Origin of the sequence: Microbacterium trichothecenolyticum (assembly GCF_000956465.1) — a bacterium.
In the GTDB taxonomy this organism is placed as follows: domain Bacteria; phylum Actinomycetota; class Actinomycetes; order Actinomycetales; family Microbacteriaceae; genus Microbacterium; species Microbacterium trichothecenolyticum.
In genome coordinates this window covers 170,472-192,962 of sequence record NZ_JYJA01000040.1, presented here as the reverse complement: position 1 = coordinate 192,962, position 22,491 = coordinate 170,472, and the positions used below count along the sequence as shown (strand labels likewise).

At 68.7% G+C, this 22,491-nt stretch carries 22 protein-coding genes and 3 tRNA genes; 11 read left to right on the top strand and 14 right to left on the bottom strand.

Annotated features, from left to right (window positions below; all coding sequences use genetic code 11):
• Positions 1-44: 44 nt before the first annotated feature.
• A tRNA-Leu gene (locus tag RS82_RS18070) sits at positions 45-128 on the bottom strand.
• 157 nt (positions 129-285) lie between these two features.
• Here RS82_RS18070 and RS82_RS18065 point away from each other — a divergent pair.
• From RS82_RS18065 to pknB, 7 genes are all read left to right on the top strand, one after another.
• On the top strand, positions 286-1,029 hold the full coding sequence (locus RS82_RS18065; RefSeq protein WP_045302007.1) for an FHA domain-containing protein: 744 nt from the start codon (positions 286-288) through the stop codon (positions 1,027-1,029).
• Complete coding sequence (locus tag RS82_RS18060) at positions 1,026-1,565, top strand: FHA domain-containing protein FhaB/FipA (protein ID WP_045302005.1); 540 nt, start codon at positions 1,026-1,028, stop codon at positions 1,563-1,565. The genes RS82_RS18065 and RS82_RS18060 overlap by 4 nt, the downstream gene beginning before the upstream one ends.
• Positions 1,566-1,583: 18 nt before the next feature.
• Entirely contained in the window at positions 1,584-2,822 is a 1,239-nt protein-coding gene (locus RS82_RS18055) for a PP2C family protein-serine/threonine phosphatase (RefSeq protein ID WP_045302003.1), read from the top strand.
• A complete protein-coding gene (locus RS82_RS18050; protein ID WP_045302002.1) occupies positions 2,819-4,213 on the top strand; it encodes an FtsW/RodA/SpoVE family cell cycle protein in 1,395 nt (464 codons plus the stop codon). Before RS82_RS18055 ends, RS82_RS18050 begins: the two co-directional genes overlap by 4 nt.
• Position 4,214: 1 nt before the next feature.
• Complete coding sequence (locus tag RS82_RS18045; RefSeq protein ID WP_045302000.1) at positions 4,215-5,675, top strand: peptidoglycan D,D-transpeptidase FtsI family protein; 1,461 nt, start codon at positions 4,215-4,217, stop codon at positions 5,673-5,675.
• A complete protein-coding gene (locus RS82_RS18040) occupies positions 5,672-7,381 on the top strand; it encodes a serine/threonine-protein kinase (protein WP_045301998.1) in 1,710 nt (569 codons plus the stop codon). The genes RS82_RS18045 and RS82_RS18040 overlap by 4 nt, the downstream gene beginning before the upstream one ends.
• Positions 7,382-7,475: 94 nt before the next feature.
• The gene (gene pknB, locus RS82_RS18035) at positions 7,476-9,170 is read left to right on the top strand and encodes a Stk1 family PASTA domain-containing Ser/Thr kinase (protein WP_084695766.1); all 1,695 of its coding nucleotides are present in this window, start codon (positions 7,476-7,478) and stop codon (positions 9,168-9,170) included.
• Between the two features lie 9 nt (positions 9,171-9,179).
• On the opposite strand, the gene RS82_RS18030 is transcribed toward pknB, so the two are convergent.
• Genes RS82_RS18030 through RS82_RS18020 form a run of 3 tightly spaced genes read right to left on the bottom strand, consistent with a single transcriptional unit; the run spans position 9,180 to position 10,818 of the window.
• Positions 9,180-9,836, bottom strand: coding sequence for an anthranilate synthase component II (locus RS82_RS18030; RefSeq protein WP_045301997.1), 657 nt, complete (start codon positions 9,834-9,836; stop codon positions 9,180-9,182).
• A complete protein-coding gene (locus tag RS82_RS18025) occupies positions 9,833-10,021 on the bottom strand; it encodes a hypothetical protein (protein WP_045301995.1) in 189 nt (62 codons plus the stop codon). The genes RS82_RS18030 and RS82_RS18025 overlap by 4 nt, the downstream gene beginning before the upstream one ends.
• Positions 10,021-10,818, bottom strand: coding sequence for a class E sortase (locus tag RS82_RS18020; RefSeq protein WP_045301993.1), 798 nt, complete (start codon positions 10,816-10,818; stop codon positions 10,021-10,023). The genes RS82_RS18025 and RS82_RS18020 overlap by 1 nt, the downstream gene beginning before the upstream one ends.
• 55 nt (positions 10,819-10,873) lie before the next feature.
• Here RS82_RS18020 and RS82_RS18015 point away from each other — a divergent pair, with 55 nt between their 5' ends.
• Positions 10,874-11,113: a cell division protein CrgA gene (locus RS82_RS18015; RefSeq protein ID WP_045301992.1), complete on the top strand. Its 240-nt coding sequence runs from the start codon at positions 10,874-10,876 to the stop codon at positions 11,111-11,113.
• Positions 11,114-11,277: 164 nt separating this feature from the next.
• Here RS82_RS18015 and RS82_RS18010 read toward each other — a convergent pair whose 3' ends face one another.
• Positions 11,278-12,171 carry a rhomboid family intramembrane serine protease gene (locus tag RS82_RS18010; RefSeq protein WP_045301990.1) on the bottom strand — a complete coding sequence of 298 codons (894 nt, stop codon included), beginning with the start codon at positions 12,169-12,171 and terminating at the stop codon, positions 11,278-11,280.
• An 87-nt stretch (positions 12,172-12,258) separates the two neighbouring features.
• On the bottom strand, positions 12,259-12,831 hold the full coding sequence (locus RS82_RS18005) for a peptidylprolyl isomerase (protein WP_045301987.1): 573 nt from the start codon (positions 12,829-12,831) through the stop codon (positions 12,259-12,261).
• A 97-nt stretch (positions 12,832-12,928) separates the two neighbouring features.
• On the opposite strand from RS82_RS18005, the gene RS82_RS18000 reads away from it, so the two are divergent.
• Positions 12,929-13,444: a hypothetical protein gene (locus RS82_RS18000; protein ID WP_045301985.1), complete on the top strand. Its 516-nt coding sequence runs from the start codon at positions 12,929-12,931 to the stop codon at positions 13,442-13,444.
• Positions 13,437-13,934: an aminoacyl-tRNA deacylase gene (locus RS82_RS17995; protein WP_045301983.1), complete on the top strand. Its 498-nt coding sequence runs from the start codon at positions 13,437-13,439 to the stop codon at positions 13,932-13,934. Before RS82_RS18000 ends, RS82_RS17995 begins: the two co-directional genes overlap by 8 nt.
• A 15-nt stretch (positions 13,935-13,949) precedes the next feature.
• On the opposite strand, the gene RS82_RS17990 is transcribed toward RS82_RS17995, so the two are convergent.
• The 3 genes from RS82_RS17990 to RS82_RS17980 all read right to left on the bottom strand — a co-directional run bounded on the left by RS82_RS17990 (position 13,950) and on the right by RS82_RS17980 (position 14,621).
• Entirely contained in the window at positions 13,950-14,390 is a 441-nt protein-coding gene (locus RS82_RS17990; RefSeq protein WP_045301981.1) for an NUDIX hydrolase, read from the bottom strand.
• Between the two features lie 73 nt (positions 14,391-14,463).
• Positions 14,464-14,536, bottom strand: a tRNA-Ala gene (locus tag RS82_RS17985).
• Positions 14,537-14,547: 11 nt separating this feature from the next.
• A tRNA-Ile gene (locus tag RS82_RS17980) sits at positions 14,548-14,621 on the bottom strand.
• Between the two features lie 87 nt (positions 14,622-14,708).
• On the opposite strand from RS82_RS17980, the gene RS82_RS17975 reads away from it, so the two are divergent.
• Entirely contained in the window at positions 14,709-15,422 is a 714-nt protein-coding gene (locus RS82_RS17975) for a VIT1/CCC1 transporter family protein (protein WP_084695747.1), read from the top strand.
• Positions 15,423-15,488: 66 nt separating this feature from the next.
• Here RS82_RS17975 and RS82_RS17970 read toward each other — a convergent pair whose 3' ends face one another.
• The 5 genes from RS82_RS17970 to recF form a co-directional block, all read right to left on the bottom strand.
• Positions 15,489-15,893 (bottom strand): DUF3566 domain-containing protein, encoded by a 405-nt coding sequence (locus RS82_RS17970; RefSeq protein ID WP_045301979.1) that lies wholly within the window; start codon positions 15,891-15,893, stop codon positions 15,489-15,491.
• Entirely contained in the window at positions 15,890-18,535 is a 2,646-nt protein-coding gene (gene gyrA / locus RS82_RS17965; RefSeq protein WP_045301977.1) for a DNA gyrase subunit A, read from the bottom strand. The genes RS82_RS17970 and gyrA overlap by 4 nt, the downstream gene beginning before the upstream one ends.
• 52 nt (positions 18,536-18,587) lie before the next feature.
• Positions 18,588-20,630, bottom strand: a complete 2,043-nt coding sequence (gyrB, locus tag RS82_RS17960) for a DNA topoisomerase (ATP-hydrolyzing) subunit B (protein WP_045301975.1) — start codon at positions 20,628-20,630, stop codon at positions 18,588-18,590.
• Between the two features lie 121 nt (positions 20,631-20,751).
• Positions 20,752-21,273 carry a DciA family protein gene (locus RS82_RS17955; protein ID WP_045301973.1) on the bottom strand — a complete coding sequence of 174 codons (522 nt, stop codon included), beginning with the start codon at positions 21,271-21,273 and terminating at the stop codon, positions 20,752-20,754.
• Positions 21,266-22,474 carry a DNA replication/repair protein RecF gene (recF, locus tag RS82_RS17950; RefSeq protein WP_045301971.1) on the bottom strand — a complete coding sequence of 403 codons (1,209 nt, stop codon included), beginning with the start codon at positions 22,472-22,474 and terminating at the stop codon, positions 21,266-21,268. The genes RS82_RS17955 and recF overlap by 8 nt, the downstream gene beginning before the upstream one ends.
• Between the last annotated feature and the right edge of the window lie 17 nt (positions 22,475-22,491).

The following is a 22,491-nucleotide window of genomic DNA, read 5'->3' as shown; positions in this document are numbered from 1 at the left end:
AATTCAGTGAGAACCGCTGCTCGTAAAACGAACAGGGCCCCCTGTGCGCGAGGGGGGAGTTGAACCCCCACGCCCTTTCGGGCACTGGCACCTGAAGCCAGCGCGTCTGCCTATTCCGCCACTCGCGCGAGCCGCGGCATCCGGAGATCCCGCGAAACTCAACTTCCCGAGGATATCATGCGTCGCGGCCCCTTCCGAACTCTCCTGTCCGGGGGCGCGGTCCATGACGGGTACAGCCTGTGCAATTAGCATGTAGCAACCGGCACCCCCCTCTAGAGGAGCTCCGTGGGACTACTTGACAGCTTCGAGAAAGGTCTGGAGCGCGCAGTCAACAGCGCGTTCGCCAAGACCTTCCGCAGCGGCATTCAGCCTGTCGAGATCGCATCGGCCCTGCGCAGCGAACTCGACAAGAAGGCGGCAGTCGTCAGCCGCGACCGCATCCTCGCGCCGAACACGTTCACGGTGCGCCTGTCACCCGCCGACGACGACCGCATCTCGGCTCTCGGCGACGCGCTCCTGCACGAGCTCGACACGCTCGTCCATGCGCACGCCAAAGCACAGGGGTACTCGTTCGCGGGGCCGGTGACGATCGCGATCCGCCGCGACGAGGAGTTGTCGACCGGCACTCTTCGCGTCGAGTCGTCGACGGCGCAGGGCGGCCGCGTCTCGTGGCGCGGTGTCGTGGACGTCGAAGGACGCCGCATCCCGCTGACGAAGTCGCGCACGGTCATCGGCCGCGGCAGCGACGCCGACATCACGGTCGCCGACTCGGGCACCAGCCGCAAGCACGTCGAGATCCTGTGGGACGGCGAGCGCGCGATGGTGCGCGACCTGGGCTCGACGAACGGCACGATGCTCGACGGCCGCAAAGTGACCGAGGCGGCCCTGCCACCGGACTCCACGGTGCGCATCGGCCGCACCGACATCGTGTTCCGCGTCGTCGCACAGGCGAGCGCGCCGCGGCCCGCAGCATCCGTCGACGATGCCACACGAGCGTTCGACGCGCAGGAGAGGGGCCCGCTGGCATGAGCGAGCTCACCCTGCTGCTGCTGCGCATCGGCTTCCTGGTGCTGCTGTGGGCGTTCGTCTTCGCCGTCGTCTACTCGCTGCGCGCCGACCTGTTCGGCGTGAAGGTGAGGCGGATGCCGGATGCTGCGGCCGCCGCAGCGGCCGCGCCCATGGCGTCGGGTGCCGCCGCCTCGTCGGTGACCGCGCCCGTCGCTGCGGCAGTCCCTGCCCCCGCCGCCAAGCCCGGCGGACCCGCCACGACCGCCACCGCGTCGCGCATCGTCATCACGAGCGGACCCAAGACCGGGCTCGAGCTCCCGCTGGGCAACGAGCCGCTCACGATCGGCCGCTCGAGCGAGTCGGGACTCGTCGTCCGCGACGACTACACGTCGAGCCACCACGCACGCCTGGTGCTGTGGGGCGACCAGTGGATGATCCAGGATCTCGACTCGACGAACGGCACCTGGCACGACGGTGTGCGTGTGACGGCCCCGGTCCCCGTGAACCTCGGCGCCCCGATCAAGGTCGGCGCGACGACGTTCGAGCTGCGGAAGTAGCGGGCGGACCCCTCGCACATGGTCTTCCAGGGCTCGAGCGCCGCGATCTCGCACACCGGCAAGGTGCGCTCCAACAACCAGGACTCCGGGTACGCCGGCTCGAACCTGTTCGTCGTGGCCGACGGCATGGGCGGTCACGCCGGTGGCGATGTCGCGTCGAGCCTTGCGATCTCGCGCCTGGAGGGCCTGGACCGCCCGTTCGACTCGACCGCCGAGGCGGAGCGGGCCCTGCGCGATGCGATCTCGGATGCCGCGGTCGACCTCGTCGACACGGTCGGCGTCAGGCCGGAGCTGGCCGGCATGGGCACCACGGTCAGCGCGCTCATCATGGTGGACGACTACGCCGTGATCGCCCATATCGGCGACTCGCGCATCTACCTGTTCCGCGACGGTGCCCTCACGCAGATCACCACAGACCACACTTTCGTGCAGCGCCTCGTCGACTCGGGCCGTATCACCCCCGAAGAGGCGCGTTACCACCCGCGCCGCTCGGTGCTCATGCGCGTGCTCGGCGACATGGACACCGATCCCGAGCTCGACACGTTCATCATGCCGACGCAGCCCGGCGATCGCTGGCTGCTGTGCTCGGACGGCCTGTCGGGCGTTGTCGACGACGCGCACACCTCCAAGGCGCTCGGGCTGGGTCTCGCCCCGGGCCGCACGGCCGACAACCTGCTCAAGCAGGCCCTGGACGGCGGCGCCCCCGACAACGTCACGATCGTCATCGTCGACGTCGGCGGACAGCATCCGCTCTTCTCGGGGACCCCCACCATCGTGGGCTCCGCGTCGAACCCGGTCGGCGTCGAGGTGCCCGCGGCCGCGCCGCGGCGCTCGAGCTGGCTGCACCCGAACCGCCAGGCGGCGAACGAGCCGACGCACTTCGAGCCGGCGCCTGAGTTCCTCGAGGAGCTCATCGAGGAGGACCGGCGACGGGCGCGTCGCCGCCGCATCGGCTGGATCGCCGGCGTCGCGCTCGTGCTCGCGATCATCGCCGGGGCCACATGGATCGGCTACCAGTGGACGCAGACGCGGTACTACGTCGGCGCCGACGAGGACACCGTCGTCATATACCAGGGCGTGCAGCAGAGCATCGGGCCGATCTCGCTGTCGACCCCCTACGAAGACACCGGGATCCCCCTCGATTCGCTCTCGGACTTCGCCCGTGCGACCGTGGAGCAGACCATCTCGGCGAACTCCCTGTCGCATGCGCGGCAGATCGTGTCGGGAATCAGCGACCTGGCGGGAGGCGGCGGATGAGCACATCCACGGGCACGCCCACCGAAGCCGTCTCGACCGACACCGCCGTGGTGCGGGCGCTGCGCCGCATCCGGGTTCCGCAGACGCAGCGCAATCGCGAGCTGGCTCTCCTGATCTTCGCGTTCGCGATCAACGGCGCGGCGATCGCGCTGGTGCAGCTCGGCTCCGAGGGCGTGATCGACTGGACGTTCCTCGTCTACTGCGGCGGCCTCACCGCGCTCGTGATCGCGCTGCACATCCTGCTGCGCCTGCGCGCCCGCGCGGCCGATCCGTTCGTGGTGCCGATCGCGACGCTCCTCACCGGGCTGGGCCTCGCGATGATCTACCGGCTCGACCTCTACTGGGAGCGCCACGGGTGGGACGCGTTCTCGACGCGGCAGCTCGCGTGGGCGGCGATCGCCCTGGTCGCGGCGATCCTCGTGGTGATGTTCCTCAAGAACTACCGCGTGCTGTTCCGGTATACGTACATCTTCGGGTTCGTCGGCATCGTTCTGCTGATCCTGCCGGTGATCCCCGGTCTCAGCGGCGGGGGCAACGCGGATGTCTGGGTCGACCTCGGCATCTTCACGTTCCAGCCCGGCGAGCTCGCGAAGATCGCGCTCGGCATCTTCTTCGCCGGCTACCTCGTCCGCACACGCGAGAGCCTGACCTCGACGGGAACCCGCTTCCTCGGCATGACCTGGCCGCGCGCCCGCGAGCTCGGGCCGCTGCTGGTGATCTGGCTCGTGTCGCTCGGCATCATCGTGCTGCAGCGCGACCTCGGAACCGGTGTGCTCATCTTCGGCATGTTCGTCGCGATGCTCTACGTCGCAACGGGAAAGACCAGCTGGGTGCTCATCGGCGTCGTGCTCGCGGTATCGGGTGCGTTCCTCGCGTCGCGGATCCTGCCGTACGTCGGCGCGCGGTTCGACAACTGGCTCGACGCGTTCAACCCCGAGCTGATGGACAACTCGAGCTACCAGCTCGTCAACGGCATCTTCGGCATGGCGAACGGCGGCCTGCTCGGCACCGGCCTCGGCCAGGGGCGGCCGTACCTCACGCCGGTCGCCGAGAGCGACTACATCCTTCCGGCGCTCGGCGAGGAGCTCGGTCTCATCGGGGTGTTCGCGATCCTGTGCCTGTACATGGTGTTCACGAGCCGCGGCATCCGCATCGGTCTCGCGGGGCAGGACGACTTCGGCAAGCTCCTCGCGACCGGCCTGTCGTTCACGATCGCGCTGCAGGTGTTCATCATGGTCGGCGGCGTCACCCGCCTCATCCCGCTCACCGGACTCACGACACCGTTCCTCGCGGCCGGCGGTTCGTCCCTCGTGGCGAACTGGATCATCGTCGCCCTGCTGCTGCGCATCTCGGATGCCGTCCGCAGCCGACCGAGGGTGGTGATCGGCTGACATGACGAAGGAGCTCCGCCGGCTCAGCATCCTGATGCTGATCATGTTCCTCGCGCTGTTCGGATCGACGAGCTGGATCCAGGTGATCCAGACCGACGAGCTCGCGGCGAACCCCGCGAACCGCCGTGCGCTGTACGACTCGTACGAGGTGCAGCGCGGATCGATCATCGCGAGCGGCTCGGCCATCGCGTCGTCGGTGCCGTCCGGCGACCTCTACAGCTGGCAGCGCGTGTACACGGATGCCGACATGTGGGCGCCGGTCACCGGCTACATCAATCCCGCCCTGAACTCGGCGACCGGCATCGAGCAGGCCATGAACCAGGAGCTCAGCGGCACGGCGGGATCGCAGTTCCTGTCGCGCGTGGAGCGCATCTTCACCGGGCAGCCGCCGCGCGGATCGAACGTCGTGCTCTCACTGGACGCCGACGTGCAGCGGGCGGCCTACGAGGCCCTGGGCGACCTGCAAGGCGGGATCATCGCGATCGAGCCGTCGACCGGCCGCATCCTGGCGATGGTGACAAGCCCCAGCTACGACACGAACGTGCTGGCCTCGCATGCCACCGGCGAGGTGAACGCCGCGTACGACGCGCTCGTCGCCGACCCCGGCAAGCCGCTGTCGAACCGTGCGATCGCGGGCGATCTCAATCCGCCGGGCTCGACGTTCAAGCTCGTCGTCGCCTCCGCGGCCCTCGCGTCGGGCGACTACACGCCCCAGTCGACGCTGCCGAACCCCGCGACCTACCAGCTGCCGCAGTCGTCGAGCGTGGTGCACAACGCGAGTGGCGGCACGTGCGGCGGCGGCGACACCGTCACCCTCGCCGACGCGCTGCGGCTGAGCTGCAACATCCCGTTCGCGGAGCTCGCGGTTCAGCTCGGCGACACCGCGATCCGCGAAGAGGCCGAGAAGTACGGTTTCAACCTGTCGTTCGAGCTGCCGCTCATCTCCACGCCGTCGGGCTACCCCCGGACCATCCAGGACGACGCGCAGACCGCCCTGAGCGGCTTCGGCCAGGGTCAGGTCACGGCGACGCCCCTGCAGATGGCGATGGTGTCGGCCGGCATCGCGAACGGCGGGATCGTGATGAACCCTCGCATGGTGGATCGCGTGATCGGCCCGGATCTGTCCGTTCAGAAGACCTTCGACGACAGTGAATTCGGGCGTGCCCTCGACACGGCCCTCGCCGACGAGCTGGTGGCGATGATGGTCGCCAATGTCAGTGACGGTGCTGCGTCGGGTGCAAGAATAGACGGGGTCGACGTGGCCGGAAAGACGGGTACCGCGGAGAACACGGGCGATGAGCCGTACACCCTCTGGTTCACCGGGTTCGCACCCGCCGACAACCCCGAGGTCGCCGTCGCCGTGGTCGTCGAGGACGGCGGCAGGCAAGGACAATCGGGCAGCGGCAACACCATCGCCGCTCCTATCGCGAAGAAGGTCATGGAGGCGGTGCTGGGACGATGAGACCGACGCAGGGCGTGACCTTCGGCGGCCGATACGAACTCGATTCGCGGATAGCGATCGGCGGCATGGGCGAGGTCTGGGAGGCGACCGACCACGTCATCGGACGAACCGTCGCCATCAAGATCCTCAAAGACGAGTACATGGGCGATCCGGGCTTCCTGGAGCGCTTCCGCGCCGAGGCCCGCCACGCGGCGCTGGTCAACCACGAGGGCATCGCCAGCGTGTTCGACTACGGCGAGGAGAACGGCAGTGCCTTCCTCGTGATGGAGCTCGTCCCCGGCGAGGCGCTGTCGACGATCCTCGAGCGCGACGGGTCTCTGTCGACCGACAAGACGCTCGACATCGTCGCCCAGACGTCCGCCGCACTGCAGGCCGCGCACGCGGCGGGCCTCGTGCACCGCGACATCAAGCCCGGGAACCTCCTCATCACGCCCGACGGGCGTGTGAAGATCACCGACTTCGGCATCGCGCGCATCGCCGACCAGGTGCCGCTGACCGCCACCGGCCAGGTCATGGGCACCGTGCAGTACCTGTCGCCCGAGCAGGCGTCAGGACACCCGGCGTCGCCGGCCACCGACATCTACTCGCTCGGCATCGTCGCGTACGAGTGCCTCGCGGGCAAGCGTCCGTTCACGGGCGAGTCGCAGGTCGCGATCGCGATGGCGCAGATCAACGAGCAGCCGCCCGCGCTGCCCGCGACGGTCGCCGTCCCGGTGCAGAACCTCGTCATGGCGATGATCGCCAAGAAGCCCGAGGAGCGACCCGCCTCGGCTGCCGCCGTCGCGCGCGCCGCCACGGCGCTGCGCCGCGGAGACGTCGCTGCCGCCGCCGCAGCCGTACCGGCGATCGCGGGCGCGGCCGCCGCCGGCGACGCGGCGACCCAGCTGCTCGCCTCCGGCTCCGACACGTCCGCGGCGACCCGCATCATGCCGGCCCCGGGCGAGGAGGTCGCCGAAGAGACGACCGAGAAGAAGAAGCGCAGCCCGTGGACGTGGCCGCTGATCGCGCTCATCGCGCTGCTGCTGCTCGTGCTGATCGGAACGATCTGGGCCGTCGTCGCGAACTCGGGCAACGAGCCGGAGCCCGACCCGACGAAGACGTCCGCGTCGCCGTCCCCGACGCCGACGAACACCCCGACGCCGACGCCCACCACGGCGAACGTCGTCGCGGACGACTACGTCGGCCAGGACTGCGCCACCGCGTCGGCCGCGCTCGACGCGCTCGGCCTCGGGGCGAGCTGCGTGGAAGGCAACGCGGCTCCGGATGAGGGCAGTGTGGGCAAGATCTACAGCGTCTCGCCGACGGGCAACGTGCCGAAGGGCACGATCATCGAGCTGACGGCGTACGCGGGGCAGACCCCGATGCCGGATCCCTCGACCCCGACGTTCCAGGGATCGCCGGCGACGGTGGAGCCCGGCGGAACCCTGACGGTGATGTGGGACGGCTACACGTGCCCGTCCGGCACCGGCTCGGTGAGCTCCTACACCTTCGCGGTCCAGAACGGCACGATCCAGAACGGCCCGAACTTCCCGCAGAACGCGCGCAACGCGACGGTGACGGCGGGCGACACGGCCGGTCAGACGGTGATCGTCACGTACACCGTCACCTGCAGCGGCGGCACGGCAGGCAACCGCACGTCGGGCGCGTCCGGCGAGGCGACGGTGCTGATCGAGGCCGCGGCCCCGATCCCGACGCCTACGCCGTGAGCTTGGCTGAGTGAGTCCTCCGAGCGGGTCGTACGGCACGTGCGACCCGCTCAGGCTCGGCTAATGTGGCTGATGTTCCAGGCAGGGAGTGACCGTGACAGCTGAGCCGCGCGTGCTTTCGGGGCGCTATCGCATCGATGAGCCGATCGGCCGGGGCGGCATGGCGAGCGTCTACCGCGGGTACGACCTCACGCTCGGCCGGGAGGTCGCGATCAAGATCCTCGACCGCGAGCTCGCCGACGACAACGCGTTCCGCACGCGGTTCCGCCTCGAGGCGCAGGCGGCCTCCCGCATGGCCCACCCGACCATCGTCCGCGTCTACGACGCCGGCGAGGACTCTCTGACCGCTCCCGACGGCACCGTGCGCCCGGTGCCTTTCATCGTCATGGAGCTCGTCAAGGGCCGGCTCCTCAAAGAGATCATCGCGGCGGGCCCCGTCCCGGTGACGGATGCCGTCCGCTACGTCGACGGGATCCTCGAGGCCCTCGAGTACTCGCACCGGGCCGGTGTGGTGCACCGCGACATCAAGCCGGGCAACGTCATGGTGACCGACGCCGGACAGGTGAAGGTCATGGACTTCGGCATCGCGCGCGCGGTGTCGGACTCGTCGTCGACGGTCGCCGAGACGACCCAGATCCTCGGCACCGCCGCATACTTCTCGCCGGAGCAGGCCAAGGGCGAGCCGGTCGACGCCCGCGCCGACGTGTACTCGACGGGCGTCGTGCTGTACGAGCTTCTCACCGGTCGCCAGCCGTTCCGCGGCGAGTCGCCCGTCGCGGTCGCGTACCAGCACGTCAGCGAGGCACCGGTGCCGCCGTCCGAGGTGAACGACACCGTGCCACGGGCGCTCGACACCGTCGCGCTGCGCGCCCTCGCCAAGGACCCGTTCCAGCGCTACCAGGACGCCGCAGGCTTCCGCGAGGCGCTCGACGCGACGGTCGACGGCCGACAGCCCTCCAAGCGCCAGGTCGGGGCCCTCACGAGCGAGCTGTACGGGCCGAACCCGCGGCAGGCCGCCGAGACCGCGCGGTCGCTGCGTCAGCTGAGCACCGACACCACGATGAAGCGCACACAAGCCGGCCCGCCGGTGGCGTGGATCTGGGCCGGCGTGGCACTGCTGGGCGTGCTGCTCATCTCTCTGCTGTTCTGGGTGCTCACGATCCAGCCGCGCGACGACCTCCCGGGCAACGTCCGCGAGGTGCCGGACGTGTCGGGCATGACCTACGAGCGGGCGAACGACACCCTCGCCGAGTCGGACCTCCGCGCGATCCGCGTCGACGAGGAGAGCACCGACGTCGCGGCGGGCAACGTCATCCGCACCGATCCCGAGGCGGGGACCTCGGTCACGCCCGAGCAGCAGGTGAAGGTCTACGTGTCGACCGGACAGCAGATGTCGACGGTCCCGACGCTGACCGGCCTCGGACAGGATGCCGCGACCTCGGCCATCACGGGCGCGGGGCTGCAGCTGGGCACCGTCATTCAGCAGAACGACAAGGATCTCGCGGCGGGCACGGTGATCTCGAGCGACCCCGTCGACGGGGCGAGCGTGCCCACCGGGGCGATGGTGAATCTCGTGGTCGCCTCCGGCCGCGTGGCCATCAACGATGTGCGCGGCTACACCGTCGATGCGGCGACCCGGGAGCTCGAGAGCCTCGGCCTCACGGTGATCCCGGCGGAAGACCCGAACTGTGCGGGCTCCACCCCGCCGACGGTGTCGTCGCAGTCCCTCACTCCGGGGGACGTCCCGGTCCACTCCGAGATCACGCTGACCTACTGCACGGGAGCCTGACCCGCCGGCTCACCGCCCGGGGGCTCGGCGCCGCGGGCTCAGCGCAGCGCCGCGGGACGCGGCATCCGTGTATCCGATCGATGCGAGCCAGTTGCCGAGCAGACGGTAGCCGCCCTCGGTGAGCACGCTCTCAGGGTGGAACTGCACCCCGAGGATGGGCGCGGTGCGATGGGAGACGCCCATGATCACCCCGCTCGCCGTGCGGCTCGTGACGACGAGGTCATCGGAGAGCGTCTCGGGCACGATCGCGAGGGAGTGGTATCGCGTGGCTGAGAAGGGGTCGGGCAGTCCGGTGTACAGGAGTGAGCTGTCGTGGTGCACGAGCGACGTCATGCCGTGCATGAGCTCTGGCGCGTGATCGACGGTGGCTCCGAACGCCTCGCCGATCGCCTGGTGGCCGAGACACACGCCGAGGAGAGGGATGCCGCCGGCCGCTGCGGCGCGGACCACCTCGATCGACGCGCCGGCGTCGGCGGGGGCACCGGGTCCGGGTGAGACGAGGACGCCTGGCCGGCCTGCGATGTCCCGCGACGGATCGGCGAGGGCATCCGCCTCGACGAGATCGGTGTCGGCGCCGAGTTCGTGAAGGTACCCGATCAGGGTGTGCACGAAGCTGTCGTGATTGTCGACGACGAGGATCGGCGCCGACGAGGAGGGGTCGGTCACGACGAGGGCGTCGGCGTGGACGCCGCGGGGAGGGTGACGGTGACCTCCTGCGGGTTCACGAACTGGCTCACCCACGGGAACACGTAGAAGAGGAGTCCGTACAGCACCGCGGCGATCAGCACGAGCAGGATGAGGACCCTCACCCACCACGGGCCGGGGAGGATCCGCCACAGACCCGCGTACATCAGGCCACCGCCTGGAGCGAGGCCGGTTCTTCGCCGCTGGCGGAGCGGGGCGTGAACGACTCGAACACGCCGTACGCCACAATGCGCTCGGTCATGGCGTACATCGGGCTGCAGCTCGTGAGCGTGATGTAGGCCGTTCCTGCGGGGACGTCCATCGCCTGGGGGACGGGAAGGAGCACCTCGACCTCATTCGGCTTGACGTATTGGAGCGTGCGGAAGCGGTACGTGTACCAGCCCTCCTGCGTCTCGACGACGATCGCGTCGCCGACGTGCAGATCGGCGATGCGGTTGAAGGGCTTGCCCCACGTGGTGCGGTGAGCGGCGAGGGCGAAGTTGCCCGCTTCGCCCGGCATCTTCGTGCCGGGGTAATGACCGATGCCGATCGGGTCGAGGGTGCGGGCGCGCGTGACGCCGCCGGCCATCGGCACGGCGTAGTCCGCGCCGAACCGGGGGATCCGCATGATGGCGAAGGTCTGTCCGTCGGCGGGTTCGGCGAGCACAGGCGGCGGCGCGGTGACGGGCACGACCTCGGGGTCGGTGCCGGCGTCGGTCGGCGCGGGCTCGGGAGTCTGCTCCTCGTACTGCGCCTGCCACTCCTGCGACAGCTCCGTGCCCTCGGCGTTGCGCTCAGCGCCGTAGATGAGGTCGCCCACCCAGAGCTGCCACACGACGTAGAGGAGCACGATGACGCCGGCGGTGATGAGGACCTCGCCGATGACGCCGACGACGGACGTGCGCCGACGCGGGGTTCGAGTCCCGCGGGCAGCTCGCCCCTGACCGGAAAGCGCGTCATCCACAGGTGGATTCTAGTCAGGGCGGGCTGTGGCGCGGCTGGCAGTTAGACTCTTGAGCATGGCACGACCCGGCAAAGACGACGACTCGCTCGTCGAGCGCGCAGAAGGCGAAGCCGCACCCAACCCGGTGTGGTTCAAGCCGATCATGATCGGACTGATGCTCATCGGTCTGGTGTGGATCCTCGTCTTCTACCTGAGCGGCATGGCGTTCCCGATCCCCGACATCGGGGCATGGAACCTCGTGATCGGCTTCGGCATCGCCTTCATCGGCTTCCTGATGACGACGCGCTGGCGGTAGCGACACTTCGAAAGAGAAACCCCGGTCTACGGCGACCGGGGTTTTTCCGTGCCCGGATGCTGCGGATCCGGCCGATCCGGAGTTGTTAACAAGTCTGTTAACACCTGTGAATTACACCGGTGTCATTCTCCCCAGGGTGTGGATGAACCTGTGGATAACTCTGTTCAGAGGATGATGAGCGCGGGGAAGAAGACCGGCACGAACAGGAGAGCCACGAGCCCCGCGCCGACCGCGACGAGCAGCCCGATCTGCAGCCCGCGCTGGCGGACCGCACGCGTGCGCGTGTAGATGAATGCGACGAGCAGACCGACGACGAGTCCACCGACGTGCGCCTGCCACGACACGTTGAATCCGGGGATGAACCCGATCACGAGGTTGATTCCGAGCACGAGGGCGATACCGGCGATGTTCGCGCCGATGTGCCGGCCGATCACGAGGAGCGCCCCGAAGAGGCCGAAGATGGCACCGGATGCCCCGACCACGGGCGTCGTGAACGACAGGAGCGTCACGGCGACCGACCCGCCGAGCGCGCTCAGGAGGTAGAGGGTGAGGAACCGCCCGCGGCCGAGGAGCGGCTCGAGGCTGCGTCCGATCATCCACAGGGCGAGCATGTTGAGTCCCACATGCCAGATGCCCGAGTGAACGAGGGCAACGGTGAGCAGACGCCAGGGCTGGGAGGTGCCCCGGAACTCGGGGTAGAGCAGCGGCGCCCAGTAGTACAGCGCGTCCTGGACGGCGCCGCCGAAGCCGCCGGGGATGAGCGTGAGCAGGAAGACGAAGGCCGTGATCGCGATGATCGAGTAGGTCACGATGGGCCGGCCGGCCGACGCCGACACGGCACGGGGGCGCGACCACCGCCGTTCGGCCTTCTTCTGTGCCGGCGACTGCGCCTTCTGCTGGTCGCGGAGGCACTCCGGACAGATGACCCCGACGGCGCCCTGAGTCTGGCATTCCGGGCAGATCGTGCGCAGGCACCGCTGGCACAGCACGAAGCTCTGCCGGTCGGGATGCCGGTAGCAGAAGTTGTCGCGGTTGCGCTGGAATTCCTGCGTGCTCACGAGGGACCCGTCTCTGTCTCGCCTGGGCTCAGGGATGCGGATGGCCCGGGGCGGCGGTCGCCGCCCCGGGCCCGGTGACGCTCGCGCTCAGACCGCGGCGACGTCGATCGACTCGATGACGACGGGCTCGACCGGGCGGTCGCCGGCGGCGGTCGGCACCTCGGCGATCGTGTCGACGACGGCCTTGGAGGCGTCGTCGACGACCTCGCCGAAGATCGTGTGCTTGCCCTGCAGCCATTCCGGGCCGCGGCCGCCCTGGCCGGGGACGGTGATGAAGAACTGCGAGCCGTTGGTGCCCTCGGGCTGGCCGGTGATCGCGTTGCGGCGCAGGCCCGCGTTCGCCATGGCGAGCTTGTAGGGAGCGGTGAAGGTGAGTTCGCCGCTGATCTCGTCGTTGAAGTTGTAGCCCGGACCGCCCACGCCCTGCCCGAGGGGGTCGCCGCCCTGGATCATGAAGCCCGAGATGATGCGGTGGAAGATGACGTCCTTGTACAGCGGGCCCTCGCCCGGCTGGCCGGTCGCCGGGTGCGTCCACGCCTGCGAACCGTCGGACAGGCCGATGAAGTTCTGCACGGTGCGAGGAGCCTGGTCGCCGAACAGGTTGACGACGATGTCGCCGTAGTTGGTGTGGATCGTTGCGACAGCAGTGTGAAGCGGCATGTCTACATTGTCTCAGAGTTCCCTGCAACCCCTCCCGTCTCAGCGGTGGTCTGGCAAGATGAAGAGACCGACATCCCCACGATAGGGAGGGCAAACCGTGAGCCTCAGCCGCAAGCGCAAGAAGGAACTCGAGAAGCTGCAGAAGCAGGCCGGAAACCTCTGGGAGGCCCAGCAGGTTCTGGTCGGAGAGGCCGCGACCGTCGCCCGTGAGGCGAGCCGTCAGCTCGGTCACTTCGGTCGCGAGCAGGTCAAGCCGCAGGTCCAGGCCGGCTACGACAAGTACGCCGCCCCCTATGTCGACAAGGGCAAGAAGGTCGTCAACACCACGGTCATCCCGGCCGCCGGCGCCGTGGTCGGCTCCGCGCTGTCGGTGTGGGACGCGGCCAACGAGCAGCGCTCGCGCCTGGCGAATGGCCGCGGCATCAGCCTTCCGTCCTCGTGGGCCAAGGCGGCCCCTGTTCCGGCGAAGAAGGGCATCGGGGCGGGCGGCGTGATCGCCATCATCCTCGGCGTCGCCGCCGCGGTCGGCGTGCTGTACGCCGCGTGGCAGACGCTGCGTGCCGACGACGAACTCTGGGTCGCGGACGACCCGCTGCGCGCACCGGATGCCTGATCCCGCTACGGGTGAGGCCCTGGCCGGCGTCGACCGCGTCCGCGCGGCGGCGGCGGAGCGTGGCCTCGAGGTCGAGATCCGGGAGCGTCCGGCGGCGAACAGCCTGCCGGAGGCTGCCGCGATCCTCGGCATCCCGCCGTCGGGCATCGTGAAGACGCTCGTCGTCAAGCGCAGCGACGACACCTACCTGTTCGCCCTGATCCCGGGCGATCGCGCGATCTCCTGGCCGAAACTGCGCGCCATCGTCGGGGTGAACAAGCTCCAGCTGCCGGATCCGGCGCGCGCCCTCGCGGCCACGGGCTACGAGCGGGGCACCATCGTGCCGCTCGGCAGCACGCACGACTGGCCGATCTACGCCGACGCCGAGATCGTGGGTCAGCGCATCGCGATGGGGGCTGGCGCCCACGGGTACAGCATGTTCGTCGACGCCGACGCCCTCATCGCCGCCTACGGCGCGACGGTCGCCGACATCTCGCAGCCCATCGACTGACGGCATCCGTCTCCCTCAGTCCGCCGGCGGCACTTCGATCCCCGCCATGTCGAGGGCGATGTCGACGAGCTTGACGCGTTGCAGCGCGCGGACCTCGGGGAGCGCGAACCACTCGGCGCGATCCGTGGAGCCGTCCGTCTCATTGCGGAGGCGCCCGCCGGTGACGCGGGCACGGTAGACGATGCGCAGCGTGTGAAGCGGGAGGTCCGCGCCGGGCTTGAGGCGGCGTCCTGGCGGGATCACACGGGAATGGATGCCGAGGAGCCCGTCGATCTCGACCCGGTAGCCGGTCTCTTCCCTGACCTCGCGGCGCGCGGCGCTCTCGGGGTCCTCGCCGGGCTCGAGGCCGCCACCGGGCATCGTCCACGCGGCGCGGCGGCCCTCGTTCCAGTGCGCGAGCAGGATGCGGTCGTGGTCGTCCACGATCACCGCGTACGCCGCGACGCGCAGGTCCATGCTTCACCCTAACTGCGCGGGGCTCAGGGGAGAACGCAGAAGCCGGTCCCTCTCGGAACCGGCTTCGTGTCTGTGGAGCCTAGGAGATTCGAACTCCTGACATCCTGCTTGCAAAGCAGGCGCTCTACCAACTGAGCTAAGGCCCCGGGGCTTACGGTGGGGCTACCAGGACTTGAACCTGGGACCTCTTCATTATCAGTGAAGCGCTCTAACCGCCTGAGCTATAGCCCCGTTTGACTGCGGAAACTGCGCTCCGCAACCTCCAAGACTTTACCCGACGATTCCGGATTTCACGAATCGGGCTGGTTGACTGGGACCGTGACAGAGATCTCCCATCCTGATGAGCCGCACGGCGTCCGGCTCGGGGAGCGCCTCAACTGGCTCCGGGCCGGTGTTCTGGGCGCGAACGACGGCATCGTCTCGGTCGCGGCGCTGGTCGTCGGTGTCGCGGGCGCGACGACCGACACCGCCGCGCTGTTCACTGCCGGCATCGCCGGCCTCGTCGGCGGAGCCATCTCGATGGCGCTGGGCGAGTACGTCTCGGTGAGCAGTCAGCGCGACTCGGAGCGGGCGCTGATCGCCAAGGAGCGCGGCGAGCTGCGCGATATGCCCGAGGAGGAGCTCGACGAGCTCACCCAGCTCTACCGCGACCGTGGCCTGTCAGAATCGACGGCGCGTCAGGTCGCCCTCGAGCTGACCGCGCACGACGCGCTGTCGGCCCACCTGGAGGTCGAGCTGCACATCGACCAGAACGACCTGGTGAACCCGTGGCACGCGGCGATCTCGTCAGCCGTCTCGTTCACGCTCGGTGCCCTGCTGCCGTTCCTCGCCATCCTGCTCCCGCCGCCCGAGTGGCGTGTGCCCGTCACCTTCGTGGCGGTGCTCATCGCTCTGGCCGTCACGGGCACCGTCTCCGCGCACCTCGGCGGAGCTCCCAAGGGGCGCGCCGCGATCCGCCTCGTCATCGGCGGCGCGCTCGCCCTCGTCGCGACCTGGCTCATCGGCACGCTGCTCGGGACCACGGTGGTCTGACCCGCAGACGCCGAGCGCCGGCATCCGGGATCGAATCCACGGGTGCCGGCGCTCGGGCGTCGTGCGTCAGTTCGAGGTGAAGCCGACCAGCAGGCCGCCCGTCACCTTGACCGCGAGGTTGTAGATGCCCGCGATCACGGCGCCGAGCACCGTCACGACCACGAGGTTCAGGATGGCGACGACGGCCGAGAAGGCCAGCACCTGCGGGAAGCTCACGAACTGCGACAGCAGGATGCTGCCGTCGGAGAAGCTCGAGAAGAACTCGTCGGCCTTCGCGATCAGACCGGTGGTCTGCACCACCAGGAAGACCATCACGAAGGCGACGACCGTCACCACCGCGATGGCGATCGCAGCGAGGAAGGACAGCTTGACCGCGGACCAGAAGTCCACGTACACCAGGCGCAGGCGAACCTGCTTCGCGCTGGTCTTGTGACTCGATTTCTTGGCGAGCTTGTCGGCTACCGTGCTCATGCGTCAGTGCTCTCTTCGGGGGTCTCGGGGGAGGCATCCGATCCGAGGGTGTCCGTCGACTGGGGGGTCTCGGACGACGGTGCTGCGTCGGCGCCGTCGGTGGCTGCATCCTCGGATTCTTCTGCGAGGCCCCGTTCGCCGTTGCGCGCGATCGCGATGATGCGATCGTCGTCGCTGGAGCGGGCGAACACGACTCCCATCGTGTCTCGACCCTTGGCGGGGACCTCGGCCACGGCAGAGCGTACCACCTTGCCGCTGGCAAGAACCACCAAGACCTCGTCGTCCTCGGAGACGATGAGACCGCCAGCGAGATCGCCGCGATCCTCGCTCAGCTTGGCCACCTTGATGCCCAGCCCGCCGCGATTCTGCATGCGGTACTGATCGACCGCGGTGCGCTTCGCGTAGCCGCCTTCGGTCACGACGAAGACGTATCCGTCGTCGGCCGCGACGGACGCCGACAGCAGGCTGTCGCCGGCGCGGAAGTCCATTCCCTTCACGCCGGAGGTCGAGCGGCCCATCGGGCGGAGCGCCGAATCGGTCGCCGAGAAGCGCAGCGACATGCCGTGGCGGCTGATGAGGAGGATGTCGTCGCCCTCATCGACCAGCAACGCGCTGACGACCTCGTCGTCGGGCCCGGACTCGGCCTCGTCACCCTCGTCGGGCACCTGCCCGCGGAGCTTGATGGCGATGATGCCGCCCTGACGGTTCGTGTCGTACTCGGTGAGACGCGTCTTCTTGACCAGGCCGCTGCGGGTCGCGAGCACGAGGTACGTCGCGACCGAGTAGTCCCGGATGTCGAGGATCTGGGCGATCTCTTCATCGGGCTGCAGCGCCAGAAGGTTGGCGACGTGCTGGCCCTTCGCGTCGCGCCCGGCCTCCGGAACCTCGTATGCCTTCGAGCGGTACACGCGGCCCTTGTTCGTGAAGAACAGCAGCCAGTGGTGCGTCGTGGTGACGAAGAAGTGCTCGACCACGTCGTCGGCGCGCAGCTGCGCACCCTTGACGCCCTTGCCGCCGCGGTGCTGCTGGCGGTAATTGTCGCTGCGCGTGCGCTTGATGTAGCCGGCGCGTGTGACCGAGATGACCATCTCCTCTTCGGGGATCAGGTCTTCCATCGACATGTCGCCGTCGAATCCGTGGAGGATGTGCGTGCGGCGCTCGTCGCCGAACTTGTCGACGATCGCCGTGAGCTCCTCGCGGATGATGTCGCGCTGGCGCTGCGGCGTGGCCAGGATCTCTTTGTAGTCGGCGATCTGAAGTTCGAGCTCGGCGGCCTCGTCGATGATCTTCTGCCGCTCGAGAGCCGCGAGACGGCGCAGCTGCAGCTGGAGGATCGCGTCGGCCTGAGCTTCGTCGACGTCCAGGAGCTTCTGCAGGCCCTCGTTCGCCTCCTGGGCGTTCGGCGACCGGCGGATGAGTGCGATGACCTCGTCGAGCGCGTCGAGCGCCTTCAGGTAGCCGCGTAGGATGTGCATGCGCTCTTCGGCCTTGCGCAGGCGGAAGCTGGTGCGGCGGACGATGACCTCGATCTGGTGCTCGAGCCACAGCGTGACGAAACCATCGAGCGACAGCGTGCGCGGCACGTTGTCGACGATCGCGAGCATGTTGGCGCCGAAGTTCTCCTGCAGCTGAGTGTGCTTGTACAGGTTGTTCAGCACGACCTTGGCGACGGCGTCCCGCTTCAGCACCACCACGAGGCGCTGACCGGTGCGGTCCGAGGTCTCGTCACGGATGTCGGCGATGCCGGTGATCTTGCCGTCGCGCGCGAGGTCGCCGATCTTGACCGCGAGGTTGTCGGGGTTGACCTGGTACGGCAGCTCGGTGATGACGAGGCAGGTGCGGCCCTGGATCTCTTCGATCGACACGACGGCGCGCATCGTGATCGAGCCGCGGCCGGTGCGGTACGCCTCGCGGATGCCCTTCGTGCCGAGGATCTGCGCACCGGTCGGGAAGTCCGGACCGGGGATGCGCTCCATCAGCGCCTCGAGCAGCTCTTCGCGCGACGCCTCCGGGTGCTCGAGCGCCCACAGCGCGCCGGCGGACACCTCGCGGAGGTTGTGCGGCGGGATGTTGGTCGCCATGCCGACCGCGATGCCGACGGAGCCGTTGACGAGCAGGTTCGGGAAGCGCGCCGGGAGAACGGACGGCTCCTGGGTCTGACCGTCGTAGTTGTCGTGGAAGTCGACGGTCTCTTCTTCGATGTCGCGCACCATCTCGAGCGCGAGCTGAGCCATCTTCGTCTCGGTGTACCGCGGTGCGGCGGCGCCCATGTTGCCGGGCGAGCCGAAGTTGCCCTGACCCTGCGCGAGCGGGTAGCGCAGCGACCACGGCTGAACGAGACGGACGAGGGCATCGTAGATCGCGGTGTCACCGTGCGGGTGGTACTGACCCATGACTTCGCCGACGACGCGCGCGCACTTCGAGAACGACTTGTCGGGACGGAACCCGCCGTCGTACATGCCGTAGATCACGCGGCGGTGCACCGGCTTCAGGCCGTCGCGCACGTCGGGGAGCGCGCGGCCGATGATGACGGCCATCGCGTAGTCCAGGTAGCTGCGCTGCATCTCGAGCTGCAGGTCCACCTGGTCGATGCGGCCGTGGTCGTGCTCGGCGTTCACGTCGGGACGTTCGTCTTCTGCCATGTCTTCTATCTCGTCTTCTTTGTGAACCTCGGTGTCTGTACCCGTCGCAGGGTCAGATGTCGAGGAAGCGGACGTCCTTGGCGTTGCGCTGGATGAACGTTCGGCGCGACTCGACGTCCTCGCCCATCAGCACCGAGAAGATCTCGTCCGCGGCGGCCGCGTCGTCGATGGTCACCTGGCGGAGTGTGCGGGTGGAGTGGTCCATCGTGGTCTCCCACAGCTCCTTGGCGTTCATCTCGCCCAGACCCTTGTAGCGCTGGATGCCCTCCTTGGGGATCCGCTTGCCGTTGGCAAGCCCGTCGGCGAGCAGCGCGTCGCGCTCCTTGTCGGAGTAGACGTACTCGTGCGCGGAGTTGGTCCACTTGAGGCGGTAGAGCGGCGGCATAGCGAGGTACACGAAGCCGGCCTCGATGAGCCCGCGCATGTAGCGGAACAGCATGGTGAGCAGCAGTGTGGTGATGTGCTGGCCATCGACGTCGGCATCCGCCATCAGCACGATCTTGTGATAGCGGGCCTTGTCGATGTCGAAGTCCTCGCCGATTCCCGTGCCGAAGGCCTGGATCATCGCCTGCACTTCACGGTTGCCGAGCGCCTTGTCCAGACGCGCGCGCTCGACGTTCAGGATCTTGCCGCGCAGCGCCAGGATCGCCTGGGTGTGCGGGTCACGGCCCTGCACTGCGGAGCCGCCGGCCGAATCGCCCTCGACGAGGAAGATCTCGCTGATCGACGGGTCCTTGCTGGTGCAGTCCTTGAGCTTGTCGGGCATCGCCGCCGACTCGAACACGCTCTTGCGGCGCGCGGTCTCGCGCGCCTTGCGGGCCGCCATACGCGCGGTGGCGGCATCGATGGCCTTCGTGATGACGCGCTTGGACTGCACCGGGTTGCGGTCGAGCCAGTCGGCGAGCTGGTCGCCGACGACCTTCTGCACGAACGCCTTCGCCTCGGTGTTGCCGAGCTTCGTCTTGGTCTGGCCCTCGAACTGCGGCTCGGAGAGCTTGACCGAGATCACGGCGGTGAGACCCTCGCGGATGTCGTCGCCGGTGAGGTTGTCGTCCTTCTCCTTGAGGAGACTCTTTTCGCGCGCGTACGCGTTGATGCGGGTGGTCAGCGCCGCACGGAAGCCCTCCTCGTGAGTGCCGCCCTCGTGCGTGTTGATCGTGTTGGCGAACGTGAACACGTTCTCGGTGTAGCTCGAGGTCCACTGCATCGCGAGCTCGAGGGAGATGTGGCGGACCGTGTCCTCCGACTCGATCTCGATGATCTCGTCGTTCACGACGTCGGCGTGACGCACCTTGTTGAGGTACTCGACGTAGTCGACGAGACCGCGCTCGTAGTAGAAGTCGTCGAACGGCTGACGCTCCTCAGAGCCTCCGCCCTCGGCATCCGTCACATATGTCGACGAGGGACGCTCGTCGGACAGCGTGATGCGCAGCCCCTTGTTGAGGAATGCCGTCTGCTGGAACCGCGTGCGCAGCGTGTCGTAGTCGAAGTTCACCGACTCGAAGATGGTGTCATCGGGCCAGAACTGGATGATCGTTCCGGTCTCTTCGGTCGGCTCGCCCTTCGCGAGTGGCGCCTGCGGCTGCCCGCCGTCGCGGTAGGACTGACGCCAGACGTGCCCCTGACGCTTCACCTCCACCTCGAGGCGCGTCGACAGCGCGTTCACGACCGACGAACCGACGCCGTGGAGACCGCCCGACACCGCATACCCGCCGCCGCCGAACTTTCCGCCGGCGTGAAGCACGGTCAGAACGACCTCGACGGTCGACTTGCCCTCGGTGCGGTGGATGTCGACGGGGATGCCGCGGCCGTTGTCGACGCAGCGGATGCCGCCGTCGGGCAGGATCGTCACGTTGATCGTGTCGCAATAGCCGGCGAGGGCCTCGTCGACGGAGTTGTCGACGATCTCGTAGACGAGGTGGTGGAGACCGCGCTCACCGGTCGAGCCGATGTACATGCCGGGTCGCTTGCGGACGGCCTCGAGGCCCTCGAGCACCTGGATGGCGTCTGCCCCGTAATCGCTGGGAGTTCCGTTGGGAGCCGGAGCGGGCGTTTCGGGTTCCTCGGAAACGTTATCGGGGTTGTCAGACGTCATCTTCGCGAGGGCTCCAAATCCTTCGACACGGGCCCTGACAGTCTATCGGGTAACGGCCCGATCACAGCGCTCTACGCCCCTGTAAGGGGAGAAAAATCGCCTGGATGCCTCCCGACGTGGCTTATCCGTAGGTATCGCGCGGACCGCGCCCTGGAATCGTTCTGGGACCCCATTTCCAGGAGGGGACGTCCGGCCCGATGAAGCGGACCGCGCTCACCCCGGCCTCCGGGTACCGGCGGACGATCTCAGAGAGGATCTGCGCGCGCATCAGCTGGAGCTGCTTCGCCCACGCCGTCGAGTCGGCCTGGATGGTGAGCGTCCCGTCCGAGAACGCGACCGGCCGGGTGTGCTTCGCGGTGTCGTCGCCTGCCACTTGATCCCACGCCCGGACGACGTCCTCCCGCGCGAGCTGGGGGTCCCAGCCGGCCTCACGGGTCAGGTCTGCGAGCACATCGCCGACGCCGCGAGGGTCGCGCCCCGGCGCGAACGGGATGTTCTCGTCGTCCTGGGTGCGGCGGCGGCGCTTGCGATACGACCGGGCGGAGGGCTCGAGTCCGCGCAGGCGCAGGTATGTCGCGATCGTCTCCGGGACAGCCGTGCGATCAAGGGGTGCGGGCTTCGGCTGCTCACCGGGGTCAGGCATCCGCCGCCTCCGGCTCGACGGGACCGACGATGCGACCGGCCTCGACGCGCACCATCCGCGCGCGGAGCTCCCCGGGCACGTCGCCCTCGACCGCGGCGGTGACCACGACCTGCTCGTAGTCGGCCGCCAGGTGCGCCAGGCGCGCGCGGCGGTCGGTGTCGAGTTCGGCGAAGACGTCGTCGAGGATGAGCACGGGGTCGCCGAGGCGCGACTCCGCCCGCAGCAGCTGCGCCGACGCGAGCCGAAGCGAGAGCGCGACCGACCACGACTCGCCGTGCGATGCGTACCCCTTGACCGGAAGGCCGCGGATCCGCAGCAGGAGGTCGTCGCGGTGCGGTCCGACCAGCGTGAGCCCGCGCTCGAGCTCGGACGTGCGCTTCGCCGCCAGCGCCTGACGGAAGAGCTCCGCGATACGGGTGGTCGGGGCATCCGTCCTCGCGGTCTCAGCCGCGTGGCCCGGCGTCGAACCGGCCCCCGAATCGCCGTCTTCGCCGGTGTCGGCGCCCGCGACCGAGAGTGCCCACTCGATCTCGGGGTTGTGATCGGCCCCCGCGATGGCCGTATAGGCGGCCGCGAGCGGGGTCGCGAGGTCGGTCGCGAGGGCGAGGCGTGCGGCGATCAGCTGGGTGCCGAGCGAGACGAGCTTCTCGTCCCACACGTCGAGCGTCGAGAGCGCGTCGCCGCGGACGCCGCGCGCCTTCGCCGACTTGAGCAGTGCGGTGCGCTGCTTGAGCACGCGGTCGTAGTCCGCGATGACCCCGGCCATGCGGGGAGTGCGCTGCACCAGGAGCTGATCGGCGAAGCGCCGGCGCGCGGACGGGTCCCCGCGCACGATCTGCAGATCTTCGGGAGCGAAGAGGACCACCTGCGCGTAGCGGGGGAGCTCTGCCGGTTTCACCGGTGCCCCGTTGACCCGCGCTTTGTTCGAACCCTGCCGGTTCACCTGCGCTTCGAGCTGGACGCGACGCTCACCGTGGGCCAATCGCGCACGGATGATCGCGGCATCTGCCCCGTCACGCACCATCGGCGCGTCGTTCGAGACCCGGTGCGAGCCGAGGGTCGCGAAGAAGCCGATGGCCTCGGCGAGATTCGTCTTGCCCTGACCGTTGCGGCCGACGAAGACGTTCGGACCGGGCCCGAGCTCGACGTCGGCGGCCGCGTAGTTGCGGAAGTCGACGAGACTCAGATGCTCCACGATCACCGGACAAGCCTAGTGAC